The 21,138-nt window shown below is 32.8% G+C and carries 20 protein-coding genes; all 20 read left to right on the forward strand.

The window, feature by feature from the left end:
* The first annotated feature begins 1,459 nt into the window (after positions 1-1,459).
* The 20 genes from DU428_RS04335 (at position 1,460) to wecB (ending at position 20,074) form a co-directional block, all read left to right on the forward strand.
* Entirely contained in the window at positions 1,460-1,939 is a 480-nt protein-coding gene (locus tag DU428_RS04335) for a UpxY family transcription antiterminator (protein WP_072347264.1), read from the forward strand.
* Between the two features lie 296 nt (positions 1,940-2,235).
* Positions 2,236-3,363, forward strand: coding sequence for an MraY family glycosyltransferase (locus DU428_RS04340; protein ID WP_113966780.1), 1,128 nt, complete (start codon positions 2,236-2,238; stop codon positions 3,361-3,363).
* Between the two features lie 60 nt (positions 3,364-3,423).
* A complete protein-coding gene (locus DU428_RS04345; RefSeq protein WP_113966779.1) occupies positions 3,424-4,707 on the forward strand; it encodes a nucleotide sugar dehydrogenase in 1,284 nt (427 codons plus the stop codon).
* 94 nt (positions 4,708-4,801) lie between these two features.
* Positions 4,802-5,185, forward strand: coding sequence for a GxxExxY protein (locus tag DU428_RS04350; protein WP_072348830.1), 384 nt, complete (start codon positions 4,802-4,804; stop codon positions 5,183-5,185).
* Between the two features lie 159 nt (positions 5,186-5,344).
* Complete coding sequence (locus DU428_RS04355) at positions 5,345-5,629, forward strand: GIY-YIG nuclease family protein (RefSeq protein ID WP_113966778.1); 285 nt, start codon at positions 5,345-5,347, stop codon at positions 5,627-5,629.
* A 57-nt stretch (positions 5,630-5,686) separates the two neighbouring features.
* Positions 5,687-6,685, forward strand: coding sequence for an SDR family oxidoreductase (locus DU428_RS04360; RefSeq protein ID WP_113966781.1), 999 nt, complete (start codon positions 5,687-5,689; stop codon positions 6,683-6,685).
* A gap of 118 nt (positions 6,686-6,803) precedes the next feature.
* Entirely contained in the window at positions 6,804-7,385 is a 582-nt protein-coding gene (locus DU428_RS13515) for an acyltransferase (RefSeq protein WP_113966777.1), read from the forward strand.
* The gene (locus tag DU428_RS04370) at positions 7,385-8,803 is read left to right on the forward strand and encodes a lipopolysaccharide biosynthesis protein (RefSeq protein WP_113966776.1); all 1,419 of its coding nucleotides are present in this window, start codon (positions 7,385-7,387) and stop codon (positions 8,801-8,803) included. The genes DU428_RS13515 and DU428_RS04370 overlap by 1 nt, the downstream gene beginning before the upstream one ends.
* Positions 8,800-9,513, forward strand: coding sequence for an acyltransferase (locus tag DU428_RS04375; protein WP_113966775.1), 714 nt, complete (start codon positions 8,800-8,802; stop codon positions 9,511-9,513). The genes DU428_RS04370 and DU428_RS04375 overlap by 4 nt, the downstream gene beginning before the upstream one ends.
* On the forward strand, positions 9,506-10,618 hold the full coding sequence (locus DU428_RS04380; RefSeq protein ID WP_113966774.1) for a glycosyltransferase family 4 protein: 1,113 nt from the start codon (positions 9,506-9,508) through the stop codon (positions 10,616-10,618). Before DU428_RS04375 ends, DU428_RS04380 begins: the two co-directional genes overlap by 8 nt.
* A 1-nt stretch (position 10,619) precedes the next feature.
* On the forward strand, positions 10,620-11,774 hold the full coding sequence (locus DU428_RS04385) for a glycosyltransferase (RefSeq protein ID WP_113966773.1): 1,155 nt from the start codon (positions 10,620-10,622) through the stop codon (positions 11,772-11,774).
* Positions 11,762-13,048 (forward strand): hypothetical protein, encoded by a 1,287-nt coding sequence (locus DU428_RS04390; protein ID WP_113966772.1) that lies wholly within the window; start codon positions 11,762-11,764, stop codon positions 13,046-13,048. The genes DU428_RS04385 and DU428_RS04390 overlap by 13 nt, the downstream gene beginning before the upstream one ends.
* Positions 13,045-13,983, forward strand: coding sequence for a polysaccharide deacetylase family protein (locus tag DU428_RS04395; protein WP_113966771.1), 939 nt, complete (start codon positions 13,045-13,047; stop codon positions 13,981-13,983). The genes DU428_RS04390 and DU428_RS04395 overlap by 4 nt, the downstream gene beginning before the upstream one ends.
* Complete coding sequence (locus DU428_RS04400) at positions 13,980-14,606, forward strand: hypothetical protein (protein WP_113966770.1); 627 nt, start codon at positions 13,980-13,982, stop codon at positions 14,604-14,606. The genes DU428_RS04395 and DU428_RS04400 overlap by 4 nt, the downstream gene beginning before the upstream one ends.
* The gene (locus DU428_RS04405; RefSeq protein WP_113966769.1) at positions 14,603-15,580 is read left to right on the forward strand and encodes a GNAT family protein; all 978 of its coding nucleotides are present in this window, start codon (positions 14,603-14,605) and stop codon (positions 15,578-15,580) included. The genes DU428_RS04400 and DU428_RS04405 overlap by 4 nt, the downstream gene beginning before the upstream one ends.
* Positions 15,581-16,618, forward strand: a complete 1,038-nt coding sequence (locus tag DU428_RS04410) for a glycosyltransferase family 4 protein (RefSeq protein WP_113966768.1) — start codon at positions 15,581-15,583, stop codon at positions 16,616-16,618.
* A gap of 2 nt (positions 16,619-16,620) precedes the next feature.
* Positions 16,621-17,100, forward strand: a complete 480-nt coding sequence (locus tag DU428_RS04415) for a serine O-acetyltransferase (RefSeq protein ID WP_113966767.1) — start codon at positions 16,621-16,623, stop codon at positions 17,098-17,100.
* A 4-nt stretch (positions 17,101-17,104) separates the two neighbouring features.
* Positions 17,105-18,295, forward strand: a complete 1,191-nt coding sequence (locus DU428_RS04420; protein ID WP_113966766.1) for a glycoside hydrolase family protein — start codon at positions 17,105-17,107, stop codon at positions 18,293-18,295.
* Complete coding sequence (locus DU428_RS04425) at positions 18,285-18,983, forward strand: WecB/TagA/CpsF family glycosyltransferase (RefSeq protein WP_113966765.1); 699 nt, start codon at positions 18,285-18,287, stop codon at positions 18,981-18,983. The genes DU428_RS04420 and DU428_RS04425 overlap by 11 nt, the downstream gene beginning before the upstream one ends.
* A 5-nt stretch (positions 18,984-18,988) precedes the next feature.
* Positions 18,989-20,074, forward strand: coding sequence for a non-hydrolyzing UDP-N-acetylglucosamine 2-epimerase (gene wecB / locus DU428_RS04430; RefSeq protein ID WP_113966764.1), 1,086 nt, complete (start codon positions 18,989-18,991; stop codon positions 20,072-20,074).
* Positions 20,075-21,138: the final 1,064 nt, after the last annotated feature.

A 21,138-nucleotide genomic window follows, 5' to 3' on the forward strand; every position in this document is an offset into this window, starting at 1 on the left:
GCAGACACCGTAAAATTTTAGGCTGTTTGAGCTTAACAAAATACTATTTTACCTAAAATTCTAATAGCGAGTTCCTAAAATTTAGGTGTCAAATGATAAATTTAGATAAAGCATCGTCAGCCTAGACTTTTTTGGTTACTTTTTTGGGCAATGCAAAAAAGTAATGTTAATTATATAAATCTTATTGTCATTCCTGCAAAAGCAGGAATCCATTTCAAAACCAATAAATAAATTAAAAACCAAACCCTCCGTCTAGCCCTCCTTCGTCAAGCTATCCACCTCCCTTTGACTAAAGGGAGGTGCAACCAACCAACAAACATTATAACAAAACAACATAGCTCATCATGTAGCAGTTCCCCTCTTTAGCTAAAGAGGGGAATGAATTTGCTAAAGCTCCGCGAAAGCAAAGAAAGGGGAGTTTGAAAGTAAAGTTTTAAGTGTATTAGTAAAGCTGTCATTACTGCTTACATCTAAAAAGTATTTCTCCCAATAATTATTCTTTATAATATAAATGCCCCTTAGCATGCCCCGGCTTATTTTTCGTTTGCGTAGTAAAACAAGCAAAAGCCGCAGTGGGGACGCGGAGGATGGCCTAGCGCAGCGTTTTGCCATCCGCATGATAAGGCTTTTGAGTAGTTTTCAAGTAAACGAAAATCCGCCTAGACTTTTTTGGTTACTTTTTTGGGTAATGCAAAAAAGTAATGTTAATTATATAAATCTTATCGTCATTCCTGCAAAAGCAGGAATCCACTACAGCTTACATCTAAACTAATTCTCCTAGAAAATCATTATTTTAAAGAATAAGCCCCTTAGCATGCCCCGGCCTATCGAGGATTTATCGTAAAATTTGAAATGCAGACACCGTAAAATTTTAGGCTGTTTGAGCTTTACAAAATACTATTTTACCTAAAATTCTAATAGCGAGTTCCTAAAATTTAGGTGTCAAATGAAAAATTTAGATAAAGGCTCGTCAGCCTAGACTTTTTTGGTTACTTTTTTGGGCAATGCAAAAAAGTAATGTTAATTATATAAATCTTATTGTCATTCCTGCATAAGCAGGAATCCATTTCAAAACCAATAAATAAATCAAATAACCAAACCCTCCGTCTAGCCCTCCTTCGTCAAGCTATCCACCTCCCTTTGACTAAAGGGAGGAGCAGGGAAACAAGAAATATTATTTTAAACTTAAGATACTTCCCTAGATACCTCCTTCTAAATGAAAGACTTCTCCTGTTGCTATTTTTTTCAAAATACCCAAAACAGCATATTTAGGTAAAATTCCTTTTAGCATTTATAGAAAGGCTTTGCCTTCTAAAAACATAAATATAATTTAAAACACTTAGTTAGAGAGCATACATCAGTTGTAGCTTCTATCTTTCATTTATATTGCTAGAGAAATGTGGTATTTGGTCTAATATTTTGCTATTTTTACAGAGCTAATTAATCTTAAAGCCAAGCCATGCAGGAGAAAAAATGGTATGTATTATATGTAAAACTCAATCACGAAAAGAAGGCGGAAAAGCGCATCAATGATTTGGGGGAAGATATAACAGCATTTTGTCCTACACGTACCGAAGTACGCGTTTGGAGTGACCGCAAGAAAAAAATCCAAGTACCTTTATTGCCTAGAATGATATTTGTACATACTACCGAAAAAGTCCGCAGCAAGGTATTTCATATTCCAGGAACCCTAAACTACTTGTATGACCAAGGGAAGCCCGGAATTGTTAGAGATGAAGAAATCGAATTCTTAAAAAACCAAGTGGAAACCTTAGATATTGCTTCCCATAGTGTGGAAGCTTTTGAACCAGGAACTTCTATCGATTTAGATTCCTTTGGTGTTGATAATCAGGAAGGTATTATTTTGAAATCCAATAAAAATAATCTATGGGTTGCTTTGCGTTCTGTCGGATTTGTCGTAAAATTGCAAATTAATTAAGCGGTGTTTTTTTTACTTGTAAATTGAGGAAAAAAAGCCTATACTAATTAAAATTTTATGTAAATCGCCAAGCCTTTTTGTGACAGGTAATGGCGGAGCCCTGAAAAGAACTCAGGACTTGTGTTTTTAAAAACGCTTACATACAGTAGATTAGAACGAATTCCAATAGCTAAATATTCTTAGGAAAACACTTGTGATTTTGCAACTCCCCTCTGTTTCAAGTATCCTTAAACCAGCCAATTATAATATATTGGTAAACATTATATGTATATAAAAATAAACTAGTTTTGGATCTCATGCCTACCAACCACGCCGAACTCATGGCATTTCTTTCCGAATATAAAATATTTTCGGCTGCTATTATCTTGTTATACTCTTTGGTGGTCACCATGATTATCATGCCAAGGATTGTAATAATTAGTAAAAAGAAGAACCTTACAGCGCAGACCAATTCACGCACCTCTCATAAAGGAGTCGTGCCTACACTTGGAGGAGTAGGGGTTTTTACTGGGCTTATATTAACAGTAAATTTTGCTGCTATTCTATTTGCAGACTATGAGCAGTATGTTAATTTATCTATTTTTAATATACTTACCCTATTACTTTTATTGGTTGGTATTACAGACGATTTAATGAACACCTCTCCAAGAAAAAAGTTCTTGTACCAGTTACTTATCTCCTTGGTCTTCATTTTTGGTACCAATATTCATATCGACTCTTTTTTCGGACTTTTAGGAATTCATGACATACCAAATGTGCTAGCATCTGTTTTTTCAGCATTTGTAATTGTATTGCTTATCAATGCTTATAATTTAATTGATGGTATCGATGGCTTAGCTGGTTTGGTAGGAGTTATTGTTTCTGGTTTTATGGCCTTAGCCTTCTATTTAAGCGGTAATTTCTTTTATAGTTTAATATCCCTATCCTTAGTAGGAGCCCTAATAAGTTTCTTGATATACAACTTCTCTAGAAGAATGAAAATCTTTTTAGGCGACACTGGCTCTATGGTAGTAGGTTTTGTTCTAGCATACCAAGTGGTGTTGTACTTGAGCTTAGCTAACGGCAATTCAGAAGCATTTGTTTTTAAAAACGCACCAATTTTTGCCTTAGCATTAGTATCCTATCCCTTATTCGATACTTTACGAGTAATGTGCCTAAGGCTTTTAAATAAAAAAAGTCCCTTTTTAGCAGATAGGAACCATATTCATCACCGATTGATAGATCTAGGTTTAGCCCATAAATACGCTAGTCTAGCAGTAGCCTTTTATACGCTGTTGGTAACTATTGTTGCAGTTAGCATCAACAGTTTGCCTATAAACATAGCTTTTATTATAATGCTTGTGGTAGTAACCTGTTTATTGCTGTTGCCATTTGCAATTTGTAAAAAGGAGGGAGCATGGAGTTTTCGATTTCCTAAAGCATAAATACCATTAAAACCTTTAGCAGGTTTATATTAATAATACATTAAAACGAATATATATACTATGAAAATAGCCGTTATCGGATTAGGTTATGTGGGATTACCACTAGCACGATTATTTGCAACAAAATATCCAGTAATTGGATTTGATATTAACGAAGCAAGAGTAAAAGAATTACAACAAGGTACCGATTCCACTTTAGAAGTAGAAGACGCTGTATTACAAGCGGTATCGGTTCCAAATCCAGAATTGCTATTAGAAAAAGGTGAAAACGGATTGTTTTGTACCACCAATTTAGAACATATTGCTACTTGTACGCATTATATTATTACCGTTCCTACTCCTGTAGATAAAAACAACAGACCAGATCTTACTCCGCTACATAAAGCTAGTGAAACCGTAGGAAAAGTACTTAAAAAAGGAGATGTCGTTATTTACGAATCTACAGTATATCCAGGCGCTACGGAAGAAGAATGCATACCAATCTTAGAAAAAGTATCTGGTATGACTTTTAATACCGATTTCTTTGCAGGCTATTCACCAGAAAGAATCAACCCGGGAGATAAAGAGCATACAGTAGATAAAATTTTAAAAGTAACCTCGGGTTCTACTCCAGAAATCGGACAGCAGGTAGATGCACTATATAAAAGTGTGATTACTGCCGGAACCCATTTAGCACCATGCATCAAGGTGGCAGAAGCTGCAAAGGTAATTGAGAATTCACAACGAGATATCAATATTGCCTTTGTTAACGAACTAGCGAAGATTTTTAACCGCTTAGACATTAATACCAAAGATGTATTAGAAGCTGCAGCTACCAAATGGAACTTCTTGCATTTTAAACCAGGCTTAGTTGGCGGACACTGTATTGGGGTAGATCCTTACTACCTAGCACAAAAAGCTCAAGAAGTTGGATATCACCCAGAAATCATTTTGGCTGGACGTCGTATGAACGATTCTATGGGAGGATATGTAGCTTCAGAAGTAGTAAAGCTAATGCTTGCCAAGGACGTAAAAGTAAAAGGAGCGAATGTTTTAATGCTAGGAATTACTTTTAAGGAAAACTGTCCAGACGTTCGTAATACTAGAGTGGTTGATGTAGTGCAGGAATTAGAATCTTACGGAATCAACGTAACCATCTATGATCCTTTAGCTTCTCCAGAAGAAGTAGCCCACGAATACCAACTAAAAACCGTTAAAACCAAACCAGAAGGAAAATTCGAAGCAGTTGTTTTAGCTGTAGCACATAAAGAATTCCTTAGCACCAATCTAGATAGCTTAAAAGCAGAGAATGCTGTGGTATATGATGTAAAAGGAGTTTTAGCGGAATCGGAAGGGAAACTTTAGATAGTATCAAGTGCTTAGTAATTAAAGCATCTAAAAGCTATTTATTTATAACATTATTTCTCGGATTTGGTAGATTAAAACGGATTTCACTGAAGTGTCTAAATTATTACATAAAGAGGAAACCTATAGAATCATCGGGTTATGTATGAAAGTCCACAAAGCTTTGGGTAAAGGTTTTCTGGAATCTGTTTATGAAGAAGCCCTTGAAAAGGAGTTCTTAAAAGAGAACATCCCCTATGAAAAACAAAAGCGCCTTCGTATATATTATAACGGAGAAAGGATGGACAAATACTTTGTTGCGGATTTTATGTGCTATGATAAAATAATTATCGAATTAAAGGCAGCCGATTATATGCATAAGAATATGGAAGCCCAAGTAATAAATTACCTTAAAGCAACGAAGAAAGAAGTGGGATTACTTATAAACTTTGGAGAAGCGAGTCTTAAATGGAAACGCTTCATTAATACCTCCGTGTAATCCGTGACAAATCCGCGTAATTTTAATGAATAAAACAACATGAATTTAGAAGAATTTAAAAAGTTAGAAAATAAAAACATCCTCGTAACAGGAGGTGCTGGGTTTACCCTGTGTAATGGAGCTCAATTACACAGGGTGAATCCCGTGAAATAATGGCAAATGGATGGCTTCTATTATATATATGTACTCTTAAGTGAGAAAGATGGTAAGAAGTATACCGGATATACTTCTGATTTGCCATTAAGATTTGAGGCACATCAAAAAGGTAAAGTACCATCCACAAAACACCGAAGGCCATTAAAGTTAATTTACTTTGAAGCTTGTTTGTCACAAGAAGATGCTTTAAAAAGAGAAAAATATTTAAAAACACACTATGGAAAAATGTATTTGGGAAATCGCCTCAAATCTTATTTATCCTGTCAAACTAAAAGTGAAAATAAATAATACCTTACGAAATCTAAGATTTGTTTAACAGGATTTCACAGGTCAAGAAAATAAATGATGCATTTAGAAGAATTTAAAAAGTTAGAAAATAAAAACATCCTCGTAACAGGAGGTGCGGGTTTCATAGGCTCAAACCTCTGCGAAACCCTACTAAAACTAAACGTCAAAGTAACCTGCCTAGACAATTTCGCTACAGGTCACAGACACAACATAGAACCTTTTTTAAGTAATGATAACTTCACCCTAATAGAAGGCGATATCCGTGATTTAGATACCTGCCACAAAGCCTGTGCGAATCAAGATTTTATCTTACATCAAGCAGCATTAGGTTCTGTACCGCGTTCTATTGCAGATCCAATTACCTCTAATGATGTGAATGTTGGTGGATTCTTAAATATGTTAGTAGCTGCTCGTGATGCTGAGGTTGCACGATTTGTGTATGCAGCTAGTTCCTCGACTTACGGAGACCACGAAGCCTTACCAAAAGTAGAAGAAACTATAGGGAAACCTTTATCACCATACGCGATTACCAAATATGTCAACGAACTGTACGCAGACAACTTTTTTGCGACTTACGGATTAAACACCATAGGGTTACGCTATTTCAATGTCTTTGGAAGACGTCAAGATCCTAACGGTGCCTATGCCGCAGTAATACCGTTATTCGTAAAACAATTTATGAATCACGAAAGCCCAGTGATTAATGGGGATGGAACTTATTCTCGTGACTTTACCTATATCGATAATGTGGTGCAAATGAACTTACGTGCCATTACTACAGAAAATAAAGCAGCGCTAAACCAAGTGTATAATACAGCAGTTGGCGATCGTACGACCTTAGTGCAACTAACAGACTTGTTGAAAAAACATTTGTCAAAATATGATTCGAAAATAGCAGAAGTGGAAGTTGTGCATGGTCCTAACCGTAAAGGCGATATTCCACATTCTTTAGCCTCTGTGGAAAAAGCAAAAAAACTATTAAACTATCATCCAACCCATACGATAGATAACGGCATTGAAGAAGCTGTGGAATGGTATTGGGGGAATTTGGGATAATAATATGATAGCCATGTTGCTTTAATACAGTTTAAGCTTAGATTAAATTTCTAGCTTTTAGAAAATTTACAAATAGAAGAGGACATATACTTTATGTATATTAATATGTAGCACGTTAATGAATAACATACGAATTGAAAATAAAATACTATTTGAAATTAACAACTTCAAAAGTAAACTAAGGTCTTTTTTGCTTTTTGGGGTAATAAGTAAAGTGAAGTTTGGCAGAAAAGTCAAACTTGCTGGAGAAATTATATTAGGGAATAATATTTATATCCAAGATTATTCTTGTATAAGAGGAAAAAACATAAAAATAGATGACAATGTTTTTATACATGAAAATGTATTAATACGATCAAACGAATATATTTCAATAGGTAGAAATACAACTATAAATAGAAACACTTGTATTTTGGCTAAAGTTTCTATAGGCAAGAATTGTTCTATAGCTCCTAATGTTGTTATTGTTGGAGCAAATCATTTATTTCAAGATGTGTCAATTTCGATAAAAGAACAAGGATCAAAATTAGAAGGTGTAATAATAGAAGATGATGTTTGGATAGCTGCTAATGTTACTGTTTTAGATGGTGTAACAATAGGAGAAGGTTCAATAGTAGCTGCTGGAGCAGTGGTTAATAAAAATGTACCAGCATTTTCCATAGTTGGGGGTGTGCCGGCAAAAATTATTGGAAAAAGATAATGTCTAATACGAAACATTATATTTGGAGTGCTTTTAATAGGTTTGGTGTCCAGGCTATTGGGTTTGTTGGGAATATTTTAATCGCAAGACAACTAACACCGGACGATTATGGTTTAGTAGGTATGCTAGCCATTTTTATAGGTATATCATGGAATTTTACTGAAGCAGGTTTTGCTGACTGCCTAATCAGAAAGCAGGATGCAGACAGGAGAGATTATGCCACAATTTTTATTCATAATATTGCTTTTTCTTTATTTTTATACCTGGTTTTATATTTTTCAGCGCCATTAATTTCCGCGTTTTTTCAAAGAGCAGAGTTAACAGATATTACTCGTGTTTTAGGGTTAAGCATCGTTATTAAAGCTATTAGCTTAACTGAGTTTACACGTATTAAAAAAGAACTAAAGTTTAGTCGTATAGCCTTAATTCAAATAGTTAGTAGCCTTATATCTGTGGTAGTAGCTTATGTCATGGCTTTAAATGGTTGGGGGTATTGGGCTATTGTATGTCAAACACTAACTATTGGAGTAGTTAATTTGGTGTTAATAATTATCTTAAATAAATGGATACCGTATTTTTATTTTAGTTGGGAACGGTATAAAAAAATGCGTGGTTTTAGTAACAACTTACTCATTTCATATTTTACAAATCAAATTGGTCAAAACATATATTCTGTTTTTATAGGGAAATTTCAGCCAACTGCAATTTTAGGTTTTTTTAATCAAGCAAGTAAAATTAATGATGTTAGCTTTCAGTCCATAAATGCGGTTGTTTTATCTACATCTTATCCAATTCTTGCAAAAGAAAAAAGTAAAGAGATTAGAAAGGGTATGTATAAAAATGTACTAAATTATTTTTTGTTTATACAATTTACTGCTAGCCTCTTTATAATAGGAGCTTCAAATAGTTTAGTTGTGTTTTTGTTTGGTAATCAATGGGAGCCTACAGGACCAATTTTAGCATTATTAGTTATTTCTTTTCTTTTGTATCCGTTGTCTTCTTTAAATTCCAACATCATTAAAATTGAAAATAAATCACAGCTTTACCGTAATTTAACAATTTTAAGAAACACGCTAATACTGTTTTCATTATTATTGACTTATAAATACTCAATTGAAATCATTTTATATGGATTAATATGTGCTAGATACATATCTGTAATAATTGATGTGTTTTTATGTGGTAAGCACATTAATTTTAAGCCAAAAGAACAAGCTATTATAGCTTTAAAGCAATTTATAGCTCCATTAGTATCATGTATGGTTGCTGTGTTTTTTAGCCATTGGTTTAATGTTACTATACCATGGAAATCCCTTCTAGTATTTACGCCAATATATCTTATAAGTTTTGTTACTATTAATATAATAACAAGTAATACAACCTTTTATATACTTTTAAATAAAATTAAATTTAAATGAGTAGAACAAGTAAAATAAAATCAAAAATAGAAAACCTTAAATTGCGTTGGGCAAGGACTTCTCCTGAGAGATATATTAAATTTCTTCGGTCCAAAGGAATAAAAATTGGAGATAATATTTGGATGTCTGCAGATGTTAAATCTGTTTCTATTGATATTACTAGACCATCCTTAATTGAGATAGGAAATAATGTAAGATTAAATAAAAACCTTACTATTCTTACGCATGACGGTGGGTATTACGTTTTATTAAATAAGTATAAAGAGTTCATTTCACAATCTGGAAGGGTGAAAATTGGGAACAATGTATATTTTGGTAGGAATTGCTCAGTTTTTAAAAATGTAACTATTGGGGATAATGTCATTATTGGAAATGGATCAATTGTAACTAAGAGTATACCATCAAATTCTGTTGCTGTTGGAGCGCCAGCTAAAGTTGTTGGTACCGTTGAAGATTATTATAAAAAAAGGAAAAGCCTCCAAGTGGAAGAAGCTCTTGATTATGCAAGGAGTATAAAAGAAAGATATAATCGTAGACCTCGAATAGAAGACTTCTGGGAAGAATTTCCTTTATTTATAAATGGGGGTGAGGATTGTCCGGAATTAAATATAAAAAGTCAATTAGGTCCAGCCTATGAGAATTTTATAAAAAATAATAAGGCTGTATTTAATGGCTTTGATGACTTCTTAAAAGCAGCAGGAATTGAATAAGAAAATAGTAATACTACACCCTGCTTTTTGGAAACAAGCTATGGGTGGAGCAGAAATTCAAATCAAATATTTGGTAGATTATTTGTTAGATAATAATGTTCAAGTCCATTATGTTTTTGAGGATAAGAATATAAAAATGGAAGACGTAGATAATCATAATTTAATCTTATATCCACTACCTAGAATAAAAATATCTAAACGATTTGGCAACCGTTGGTTTTTATATCAAAATAAAATTAATCGTATTTTAAAAGCAGTAAAACCTAATGGTATTTATACAAGGTTTTATTCTTCTTGGAGTGGCTTCGCAGCAACATATGCCAATGAAAACAGTATCCCTCATGTTTGGGCTATTGCTTCGGATAATGATTTAAAAGTTTTGGACCAGCCGCTAAACCCAATTAAACCATTAGATATATTTGAAAATAAATATGTTAAACATGCTTTTAAAAAAGCAACACACATAATCGTTCAAAATAAGTGGCAGGAACACGAATTGCTACAAAAGCATAATCGTATGGGCGTTTATTTAAGCCAAGCAGCGCCATTAGAAAAGGATAGTAGTCCCAAGAAAGATAATAATATTATAAATATCGTTTGGATAGCAAATATGAAACCTTTAAAAAGGCCTGAGCTTTTTATAGAGTTAGTTAAACACTACCGAGGAAAAGTTGGCATTCACTTTAAAATGGTAGGAAGGTTGAGTCCAAAATATAGCACCCTTATAAAGGAAGAAGAAAATCATAATCCATCTTTCAAATTTTTAGGAGAATTAACGAATACAGAGGTAAATGGCTTGCTTTTAAGTACGGATATCCTAATAAACACAAGTGATTATGAAGGTTTTTCTAATACGTTTATTCAAGCTTGGCTTCGTAAAAATATTGTTATAAGTATGAATTCTAATCCAGATAAGATATTAAGTAACTATAAAGTAGGATATTTGTGTCCCACAATAAATCAAGTTATCGAGAAAGTGGATTGTTTAAGAGAAAATCCTGAGAATTTATATAAAATGCAAGAAGATTCATTCCGATACGCTAGAGAAAATCATAGTTTAGAACGAAACTTAGAAGTCATTACTAATTTATTAAAAATTAATTAGGATGGAGCTTCATTGGTTTGAGTTAAAACAAATAGACAGAGTAACAAACTTCTCATCTAGATCTGAAATTATAAAAGCAGGTTTAATAGCTAAAATTAATGTGCAATATTATTGCACTTTTGCTAAGTCAAAAAAATACTTTGGCTTAGAAAATAACATAAATTATTTAGGGGTTTTTAAAAACAAATATCTAAAGGCTATAGAGTTTCGACTTTTGGTTATTTATAAAGCAATATTATTGGTTTTGAGTGCCAAGCCAATTGTTATTATGGTAAATCAAGATTTAGTAACTAATGTGCTACCTGCAGTTTTTATAAATAAGATCTTCAAAAGAAATAAGAGATTTGTAGTAGATGTTAGGACAACCCCTACTAATCCTGCTACCTTTGATAAAGACATGGCTATATTTCATGGGAAGTTTAAAGCTGCGATTAAGCACTTTGATGGGTTAAGCTTTATTACCCCATATATGGAAAAGTATGTTATGGAAAAATATACAAGTAATTTACCTACTGTAAATTGGAGCTCTGGTGCGGATACAGGTTTATTTAATCCTAAAAGTTTTGTGAAATCAAGTAAGAAATCGGAGTTTACTGTGTTTTATCATGGTGGAATATCAGTTTCTAGGGGGAGTCTTGTTTTAATAAAAGCTTGTGAATCATTAGTGAATAAAGGGTATAAAATACAGCTCATTCAAGTTGGAATTTGTGTAGATAAAGAAATTGAAGCCTATATTAAAACTAAAAAAATAGAGGATTGGTGTAAATTATTGCCTCCAGTTCCTTTAAAAGAAATTCCTCAATATATAATGGACTGTGATCTTCCTGTATTACCTTTTCCAAATTTTATGGCATGGAGGGTTTCTAGCCCAATAAAACTGATGGAATATTTGGCAATGGGAAAAAAAGTTTTAGCGCCAAACATTGAGGCTTTTGTAGATGTATTTGGAAAAGATTCAAACCTAATATTTTTATACGATGCGAAAGCTGATAATCAGGTAGAACAAATAAGTGAAAATATAGCTCAAATAATTGATAACAACTTATTAGATAATTTTGTATCACAAGAAGCAATTAATTTCGTAGGAGATAATTACACATGGGATAGGCAAGCCAACAATTTATTCGAATTTTGTAAAAGCTTATGGATAAGATAAAAATCAAGCTTTTTTATTTGATGATTTTTCTAGTATTTACACAAGGTATGTGGGAAAGAATCTTACTTTTTTCAACATTACCCCAAGTCTTGTTAGATGCTTCAATTTTAGCATTTATTTTATATAAATTTAACTATAGTTTTAAAGTTCCAGGGGCTTTCTTGTTCTTAATGCTATGTGTTGTTGCATTTTTTGTAGGATTTGCTAACGGGGATTCTGTTATAGATACTTTTATGTACTTGCGTTTTTTAGTATATACCTATTTGATTTATAACCAACTGTTTTCAAACCCTATTAGTTTAAAAAGATGGAATGGTATATTGAAATTAATAGCAGTAATGATAATTCTACAGGGATTTGGGGCGCTTTTTAATATTTTTATTCTTGGAGAGCGTGTTGAAGGCTATGTCGGTTTAATGTCTAGTTTAGGAGGTACTACAGCAACGGTGTTTCCTCTATTAATCTCCGCTATATTGTTAGTTTATTATCTTTTTGTAGTAAAATTAAATACTAAAATTACTCTAGTTTTAAGTATGTTGCTTTTTAGTGGATTTTTAGTTGGGTTTTCAAGCGGTAAGCGAGGAATTTATTTTATTATTCCACTAGTATTAATTTCAATAATTATAATAGCTATTCCTAAATTAAGAAAATTTAAGTTATTAAAGAGAAAGCTAGTTGGCCTAGCTTCACTTGGACTGCTTATATTTCCGCTTATCATTTATGGGATGGTGAATTCAAAAGGTTTAAATTACTCTTTGACAGGTAACGAATCTGCCTTTGAAGTAATTTCTAACTCCTTAGAGTATGCAGAGGATTATGAGAACGCTACAGATCAATATGGTCGAACAATAGGTCGTTCTAACACCTCTACTAGAATCATTGAAAACACACTTTCAAGTTCAAGTTTTTTCTTTTTTGGCGAAGGGTATGGAGCAACAAAGGAAGAAAGTACGATGCTGAAGTTAGGTTATTACTATGGAATTGTTGGTTTTTCGAGAGATATTATTTCTGGTGGTTTATTTTTGTGTTTGCTAACTATTTTGTTGTTTTATAAAATCATATTAAATAATAATTCTATAAGATTAAAATTTTCAGCAGTTATGCGCTATGCCATGATTATTGTATTCCTGTACACGTATTTCTTTTATTCATCAGATTTCACAATTAGTTTAAAAATAAACGCCATATTAGTTATTGTTATGGTGTTATTAAATAGTCCGAAGCAGCGTGTGGCATTAGTTGAACTTCTTAAACGCGGAAGAGTGTTAATATGAGATATATAAAAAGGCTTATTTTACATGTTATTAAGGAGATAATAGGTTTTATATTTTTAAATTTTGGAGGTGTTTATTTACTTAAAAACTCCATAAAAGGGGATAACTATTTAGTAATTTTAAACTATCATAATTTTTCAAAATATAATAACTATAAGATAATCCGCGGTAAGATATTAGAAACAGATTTTGCTTCTAATTTTAACAAACAAATTCGGTTTCTAAAAAAACATTTTAATTTTACCTATCCCGAAGAATTTTTCCCAAATAATAGAGTAGATCGTATTAATGTTTTAATAACTTTTGATGATGGTTACAAGGATAATTATGACATTGCTTTACCTGTTCTAAAAAAACACAATGCAAAAGCTATTTTCTTTATTGTGACCAATGTTATAGGAACAAAAAAATGGCTCACACACGACATCCTTAGATACCTTGTGCAAACGGGGATAAAAAGTGAAAATGAAATTGAAACATTACTAAAGGAAATGAATCAAGGCGAATCAATAATGGATTGGTTAAACAAAAATAAGGCTTGCTTAATGCAGCATCCTTCTCATCGTATAATGATGAACTGGGATGAGGTTAATAAAATATCCAAAGAAGGGTTTAAAATTGCACCTCATACACATAATCATGAAATATTATCTTTTCTAAATTTTAATGCACAGAAGGACGAAGTTTACAATTCTATAATTACAATAAAGCATAAATTGAGTATTGATTCTAAATATTTTGCATACCCAAATGGTCTTTATAATGAAGAGTCTATTCAAATTTTAAACAAGAATCATATACAATATAGTTTTACAACCAAGCCCGGTTTTAATACTTTAACAGACAAGCCATATGAATTAAAAAGAATTGGAGTAAATGCATCCGATTCTTTAGGTGTTCTACTTTTAAAATTATATTTAAATAGAAAGAAATGAGAATAAAATCCTTTATTAACCAATACAGGTGGTCTTCCTTTCCAAGAATTCTTAAAGCGCTAGGTAGAAAAATTGGAATTGTTAGTGAAACATTTTTTCTGTTGAAATATGAGATCAATAAAACTGATATTATAAACAAATTTAATGAGCTTGATTATTCGGATGTACAAGAACTAAGCGAAAAAAATTTATATAAAATCGGTTTTTTTAATGAGGAAAAATTAGCACTTTATAAGGAAAGATTTGATAAAGGTAGTTACTCCTGTTACGCTATTGTTAATGACGATGAGATTCAGTATTTAACCTGGATTTCTTGGCATAATATGAATTATCCAACATTTTTTGACAAATGTGAAGCTTTAGAATCTAATCAAGCATTATTGGAAGATTCTTATTGCAGTCCTAATCATAGAGGAAAGGGTTATCATTCTAAAATGAATATTTATAGATTAAAGAAAATTTTAGATAAAGGTAAATCGGAAGTACTAGTACTAGTATTAAAGGAAAATAAACCTGCATTAAAAGTGCAGTATAGAAGTGGGTTTTATCACTATAAGACAATAAAGTATATTAAAATAGGAATTTGGAGTAGGGTTTTTCAAAAAAAACACATAATTAAATGATACAAATAAACGACTCAGAAGTTTTTTTTCAGATTCAAAAAAAAATAGGTAAAATTCCATTTACCCAGTCTGAAGGTTGGTATAAACAACAATTACAACAAAAAGGAAATATTGTTTTTTTTGTGGATAGCAAAACAGATTCGAATATTGCTTTTTGGGGAAAAGTACAAAATATTCCTTTTACTCAGAATAAAATTCTTTTTGTTAATGGAGAAACAATATCACAAGATATAAATGAAAAAAAAATAAGATCTTTTTATAAGAAGCTTCTAGAATTAAATTATACTGCTATTGAATTTAATAGTAATTCTGAGTACAATATTGATTATGAGATTGGTTTGCGTCGAGCGGGTTTTGTAAGGCCTATAGGTCTGTTTTCGTGTCCGTTAACTATAAATTTTCAAGTGTCTGAGGAGTTTAGGTTTGACAATAACTGGAAGAGGAATGTAAAAAAAGCAATAGCTGCTGAATTGCAATTTAAAGAAATTAAGAATACGTCAACTGAAATTGTTTTAGATGTGATATCCATGTTTAAAGAGATGGCAGATTTAAAGAATTTGGGTTATCAATTAGAGGAAGATAGTTTAACAAGCCTTTTAAAAAGCCATGATATGAGATTGTTTATGGTTTATGATAAGCTAGGAACTCCTATTGCAGCTAGAATTGTTCATGATAACAAACCATTTGCATCAGATATTTATGCAGCAAATTCTATAGAGGCACGTGATACGGGTGCAACTTATTTTATAATGCAAAGTATATTTGAGGTTTTGAAGAAAGAAAATTATAAAGAATTTGATTTTGGAAGGATACCTCCTAGTAATCATGCTACAGATAGTGTTTATGTATTTAAAAATGCATCACGAGGAAAAAAAATACAATATAATGGGGAGTGGAGTTTTTATAAAAATCATCTAATTGAGATTTTAATGTTTTTCTATAAAAATTTCAAATTAAAAAAACAACGCTACTAAATGAAAGTGCTAATTAATACTCCTGACACTTCTTTTTTTGGTGGCGTAGCCAACCACTATAAAGGCCTTAAGCCATATTGGTCACATAATGTTAAATATAACTTTGTAGGAGGGCGTAAGAGGATTCCAGGACCTATATTATTGATTTATGATTATTTGAAATTTTTCATTTTGTGCGCTTTTGGCAACTATGATGTTATTTTATTAAATCCATCATTAGGTAAAACAGCAATTAAAAGAGACGCCTTGTTTCTAAGAATAGCTAGTGTGTTTAAAATAAAAACGGTAGTATTTTTTCATGGTTGGTCCCCAGACATGGTTAATGTATTAAATATTAGTTCTAAAAAATTTTGTAATACTTTTAATAAAGCAGATAAAATAATTGTCTTAGCTAAATCCTTTAAAACCGATTTAATGAAGTGGGGAATAACTCGACCGATTTATTTAACCACTACAAAAGTGAACGATGAAATGTTAAAAGATTTTGATTTTAATTATAAACCTTGGGATAGCAATATTCTTTTTTTGACAAGAATAGAGATATATAAAGGTATTTTTACAACACTTGAAGCCTATAAAATTTTGAAACCAGACTTCCCAAATCTGTCCCTTACTATAGCAGGTGATGGTTCTAAATTAGAAGATGCAAAAGATTTTGTAAAGGAATACAAATTAGAAGATGTAACCTTTTTAGGAAGTATTTCTGGTGATGAGTTAATAAAAACATTTTCTAAGGCATCTATATATATATTACCTTCTCATGGTGAAGGTATGCCTACTTCTGTATTGGAGGCGATGGCGTTTGGAATACCAATTATTTCAAGACCAGTGGGTGGGTTAGTAGATTTTTTTAAGGAGAGTGAAAACGGTTATTTAATCGAAAGTTATCAACCTGAAAAATATGCGGGAAAAATAACTCAGCTATTAAAAGAGTCTGATACGTGCAAAAGGATAGGAGAGTACAACCATATTTATGCTAAAAATAATTTTATGGCTTCAAAGGTAGCTTTAAAATTAGAAGAAATTTTAAACTATTAAAAATGTTATTATTACATAGAATTGCTCATTTTCTTTATAAAAAAAATATACCATTTTTCCCTAAATTAATGGAAGCATTAATATTTTTAATTTTTAATAGTCGCATTCCTTCAGATGTTAGTATTGGAAAAGGCTCTAAGTTTGCCTATCAAGGGCTTTCTACTTTATTAGTTAAAGGTACAGTGATAGGAGAAAACTGTATTATTGGAATGAGGGCAACCACAGGACGTAAGTTTCCTTATAAAAATGTACCTAGAATAGGAGATAAAGTTTGGATAGGTGTTAATAGTGTTATTATAGGTCCTGTAATAATAGAGGATAATGTGATTATAGCACCGAATTCAGTGGTTAATAAAAGTGTTCCAGAATATAAAATTGTAGGTGGTAATCCAGCAAAGATTATTGGGGATGTTAGAAATCTAGATTATGATGTTTTTTCGAATCCTAAATATAAAGAAGGGTTTTCGAAATACTTGAATTAATAATATGAATAATTTAATAAATTCATTTAATAAATTAAAGCATTACTGCGAAGAAGAAAACTTCGCTGGTTGGGATCCTTATGATGGCTTGAATTCCAAAATATTTAAGGCAACACCTTTAAAACATTGGGATATTGCTCGTTTGGTTATGATTCAAGGTTTTAAACGTAGTCCTATTAATTTTAGAAAATTATTATTAGTTCCAAAACAGCATAATGCTAAGGGAATTGGGCTGTTTCTAAATGGCTATTGTAACTTATACAAACTAGTTGAGAAAGGTGATACTCGTTTTGGTAGTCAAGAAGAAATTTTAAGCCGTATTGAGGAATTGGCAGATCTACTTTTAAAAATGCAAAATAAGGACTATTCCGGAGCTTGTTGGGGGTATAATTTTGATTGGCAAGCTCGTCGTTTGTTTTTATTCCCAGCAGATACGCCTACAGTGGTGGCTACCTCTTTTTGTGTTACAGCATTATTGAATGCTTATGAAATCACAAAGAATCAAAGTTATTTAGATACCGCTCTTTCGGCAGGTAATTTTGTGTTAAATGACTTAAATCGTACAGAGTATAAATCTGGGTTTTTGTTCTCTTATTCTCCGCTAAATGGTAACAATACGGTTTTCAATGCTAGTTTATTAGGAGCAAAAGTGTTGAGTCAGTTATATAGATATAACAACAATGAGCTTTATAAAGATACAGCTACTACAGCTATAAAAGCAGCCGTAGAAGCGCAAAATAAAGACGGTTCATGGGTATATGGTATGTTGTCTGTGCAATCTTGGATCGATTCTTTCCATACTGGGTATAATTTGGATGCCATTCAGACCTATCAAGATAAAACTGGGGATACGCAATTTAAAGAAAGCATTGAAAAAGGATTTAAATATTATATGGAAAACTTCTTCCTTGAAGACGGCACGCCAAAATATTATCATGACAAAACCTATCCAATAGATATTCATTGTCCGGGACAGTTATTCGTGAATTTATCCGTCAACAAAAAGTATGAAGAAAATAAAGACCTTGCTCATTCGGTTTTCAATTGGGTAACCAAAAACATGCAAGATAAAAAAGGTTACTTTTATTATCAGTTAAAAGAAGGCGTAAGTTCCAAGATACCGTATATGCGATGGAGCAATGCGTTTATGTTTAATGCTTTGAGTTACCTATTAGTAGAAGAAAATGAATTATAAAGAATTAAATGGTGTAAAAGCCTATGCACCACAATCTCGAAAAGAGTTAATAGATTATGCGTTCAAGAACAAATCTATTCTAGTCGCTATCAACGCTGAGAAAATACTTCACGCAACCGATGAGTCACGTGATATCATTAATCGCAATTTAGGCTACCCAGATGGGATAGGTGCTGTATGGGCCTTACAGAAAAAAGGCTGTGAAAATATTGTAAAAATTCCAGGTTGTGAGTTGTGGTTAGATATAGTAAGTCAACACTATAAAGAAAAGACTTTTTATTTGGTAGGAGGTAAACAAGAGGTTATACAAGAAACCGTTGATAAATTGAAACTTGAGTACCCAGGTATTAAAATTGTTAATTATAGAAACGGCTATATTAAAACAGATCACGAAAAACAAGCATTAATTGCTGATATAATAGATAAAAAACCGGATGTTGTATTTGTGGCTATGGGTTCACCTAAACAAGAACTTTTAATGGAAGAAATGCAACAAAAGCACGCTGCACTTTATCAGGGCTTAGGCGGAAGCTTTGATGTCTATACAGGTAATGTAGAACGTGCACCAAATTGGTGGGTTAGAAACAATATGGAGTGGACCTACCGTTTAATAAAACAACCATCGCGAATAAAAAGACAAATACATTTGGTAAGATTCTTTGTGAATTTACACCTTAATAGATATTAATTATTATGAAAAAAATAACAATCATAGCTGGTGCTAGACCAAACTTCATGAAAATAGCACCTATCATTCATGCTATTCACGAAGCACAAAGTCAAGGAAAGGATATTACTTATAGATTGGTGCATACTGGGCAGCACTACGACAAGAAAATGTCTGGAAACTTTTTTAAACAATTAGAAATTCCAGAACCACATAGTAATCTAGAAGCAGGAGGTGGAACCCAAGCAGCGCAAACCGCGAATATCATGCTGCGCTTTGAGCAGGAACTTTTAGCTCATCCAACAGATTTGGTTTTAGTGGTAGGAGATGTAACCTCTACTATGGCTTGTAGTATTACCGCTAAGAAATTAAATATTAAAGTAGCACATGTGGAGGCTGGAATCCGTTCTGGAGACCTTTCTATGCCAGAAGAAATCAACCGTATGCTAACGGATGCTATTACAGATATATTCTTTACGACTTCAGAATTAGCAAATAGCAATTTACGTCAAGCTGGTGTTCCAGATAGTCGTATCCACTTTGTTGGAAACACCATGATAGACACCCTATTAAAACAGCGCCCAAACTTTAAGCCGCCTCCAATATGGGGAGAATTAGGCTTAGCTAGAGAGAAATACATTGTGTTAACCCTACACCGCCCTGCAAATGTGGATGAGGAGTCACAGCTTAAAGCTATGCTAGAGCAAATTATAGCTCATACAGAAAATCTTCCTTTAGTGTTCCCGGTACATCCACGAACAGCTAAGATTTTAGAAGGTTTACAGGTGCAAGATGATAGATTGCATATGATAGAGCCTCTAAGTTATTTAGAGTTTAATTACTTGGTGGAAAACGCCAAAGCAGTGATTACCGACTCTGGTGGAATCACAGAAGAAGCTTCTATTATGAACGTGCCTTGTTTAACCTTACGTGACAATACAGAACGCCCAGAGACCATCACACTTGGAACTAATGAATTAGTAGGCACGAATCCTGATAACATGAAACCCTATCTGCAAAAACTATTTGCTGGTAACTGGAAACAAACACAAACTATCCCGATGTGGGACGGGCAAACAGCAAAGCGTATTATAAAGGTACTGACTTCATAAGTCACTAATCATATTATCATAATAATAAGACGCCCCATACAAGTAATAAAGCTTCGTATGGGGCGTTTTTTATTTATTAAGCTCTACTACTATACTATTATACTACTATGTAATCCCGAATGCAATATATAGGTATAGCGTATATACCCCGTAGATACTCCGTACATACTCCGTATACACCCCGAGGGAATCTTTTTATCATAAATGGGTCATTCCTGCCCAAACAAAAAGCCAATTAATAACTGTAAAACATAATACTTGATAAGAGATTCTTCCCTCGTTCCTCCCTCTCTGAAGGACAATAGCCTATGCATTGCACTTTGTCATTCCTGCGCAGGCAGGAATCCATTACAGCTATATCTTTAAAAAATGTTTTTTCCAATAAGTATCCTTTTTACTAGTAAGCTAATTAGTAGGACCCCGGCTTATTTTTCCTTTGCGTAGTAAAACAAACAAAAGACGCAGTGGGGATGCGGAGGATGGCCTAGCGCAGCGTTTTGCCATCCGCATGATAATGCTTTTGTGTAGTTTTCAAGCAAAGGAAAATCCGCCTAGATTTTTTTGGTTCGTTTTTTCATCGATGAAATTGAAGATTCACGAACACCGATTTAACAATAAAGAGAGTGAGTAAAAAAATGAACATTATTATAAAGTAGAGATTCTTCGGTCGTTCTTACCTCTGAAGGACAATAGTCTATGCATTGCACTTTGTCATTCCTGCGCAGGCAGGAATCCATTACAGCTTACATCTATAAAGTATTTTTACCAAAAAGTATCTTTGTAAAGAATAAGCTACTTAGTAGGCACCCGGCTTATTTTTCGTTTGCGTAGTAAAACAAATAAAAGCCGCAGTGGGGATGTGGAGGATGGCCTAGCGCAGCGTTTTGCCATCCGCATGATAAGGGTTTTGTGTAGTTTTCAAGCAAAGGAAAATCCGCCTAGACTTTTTTGGTTACTTTTTTGGTCGATGCAAAAAAGTAATATCAATAATAGAAATTTTCCTGTCATTCCTGCAAAAGCAGGAATCCATTTCAAAACCAATAAATAAATCAAATAACCAAACC

Source organism: Oceanihabitans sediminis (assembly GCF_003337215.1).
Taxonomy (GTDB): Bacteria; Bacteroidota; Bacteroidia; order Flavobacteriales; family Flavobacteriaceae; genus Oceanihabitans; species Oceanihabitans sediminis.

What these genes read in the sequence shown, in the direction of transcription:
- DU428_RS04395 (WP_113966771.1), top strand. Translation starts at nt 13,045, where the DNA reads ATGAGATATATAAAAAGGCTTATTTTACATGTTATTAAGGAGATAATA.
- DU428_RS04345 (WP_113966779.1), top strand. Translation starts at nt 3,424, where the DNA reads ATGAAAATAGCCGTTATCGGATTAGGTTATGTGGGATTACCACTAGCA.
- DU428_RS04385 (WP_113966773.1), top strand. Translation starts at nt 10,620, where the DNA reads ATGGAGCTTCATTGGTTTGAGTTAAAACAAATAGACAGAGTAACAAAC.
- DU428_RS04400 (WP_113966770.1), top strand. Translation starts at nt 13,980, where the DNA reads ATGAGAATAAAATCCTTTATTAACCAATACAGGTGGTCTTCCTTTCCA.
- DU428_RS04360 (WP_113966781.1), top strand. Translation starts at nt 5,687, where the DNA reads ATGCATTTAGAAGAATTTAAAAAGTTAGAAAATAAAAACATCCTCGTA.
- wecB (WP_113966764.1), top strand. Translation starts at nt 18,989, where the DNA reads ATGAAAAAAATAACAATCATAGCTGGTGCTAGACCAAACTTCATGAAA.
- DU428_RS04335 (WP_072347264.1), top strand. Translation starts at nt 1,460, where the DNA reads ATGCAGGAGAAAAAATGGTATGTATTATATGTAAAACTCAATCACGAA.
- DU428_RS04355 (WP_113966778.1), top strand. Translation starts at nt 5,345, where the DNA reads ATGGATGGCTTCTATTATATATATGTACTCTTAAGTGAGAAAGATGGT.
- DU428_RS04390 (WP_113966772.1), top strand. Translation starts at nt 11,762, where the DNA reads ATGGATAAGATAAAAATCAAGCTTTTTTATTTGATGATTTTTCTAGTA.
- DU428_RS04370 (WP_113966776.1), top strand. Translation starts at nt 7,385, where the DNA reads ATGTCTAATACGAAACATTATATTTGGAGTGCTTTTAATAGGTTTGGT.
- DU428_RS04410 (WP_113966768.1), top strand. Translation starts at nt 15,581, where the DNA reads ATGAAAGTGCTAATTAATACTCCTGACACTTCTTTTTTTGGTGGCGTA.
- DU428_RS04415 (WP_113966767.1), top strand. Translation starts at nt 16,621, where the DNA reads ATGTTATTATTACATAGAATTGCTCATTTTCTTTATAAAAAAAATATA.
- DU428_RS04405 (WP_113966769.1), top strand. Translation starts at nt 14,603, where the DNA reads ATGATACAAATAAACGACTCAGAAGTTTTTTTTCAGATTCAAAAAAAA.
- DU428_RS04340 (WP_113966780.1), top strand. Translation starts at nt 2,236, where the DNA reads ATGCCTACCAACCACGCCGAACTCATGGCATTTCTTTCCGAATATAAA.
- DU428_RS13515 (WP_113966777.1), top strand. Translation starts at nt 6,804, where the DNA reads ATGAATAACATACGAATTGAAAATAAAATACTATTTGAAATTAACAAC.
- DU428_RS04425 (WP_113966765.1), top strand. Translation starts at nt 18,285, where the DNA reads ATGAATTATAAAGAATTAAATGGTGTAAAAGCCTATGCACCACAATCT.
- DU428_RS04420 (WP_113966766.1), top strand. Translation starts at nt 17,105, where the DNA reads ATGAATAATTTAATAAATTCATTTAATAAATTAAAGCATTACTGCGAA.
- DU428_RS04375 (WP_113966775.1), top strand. Translation starts at nt 8,800, where the DNA reads ATGAGTAGAACAAGTAAAATAAAATCAAAAATAGAAAACCTTAAATTG.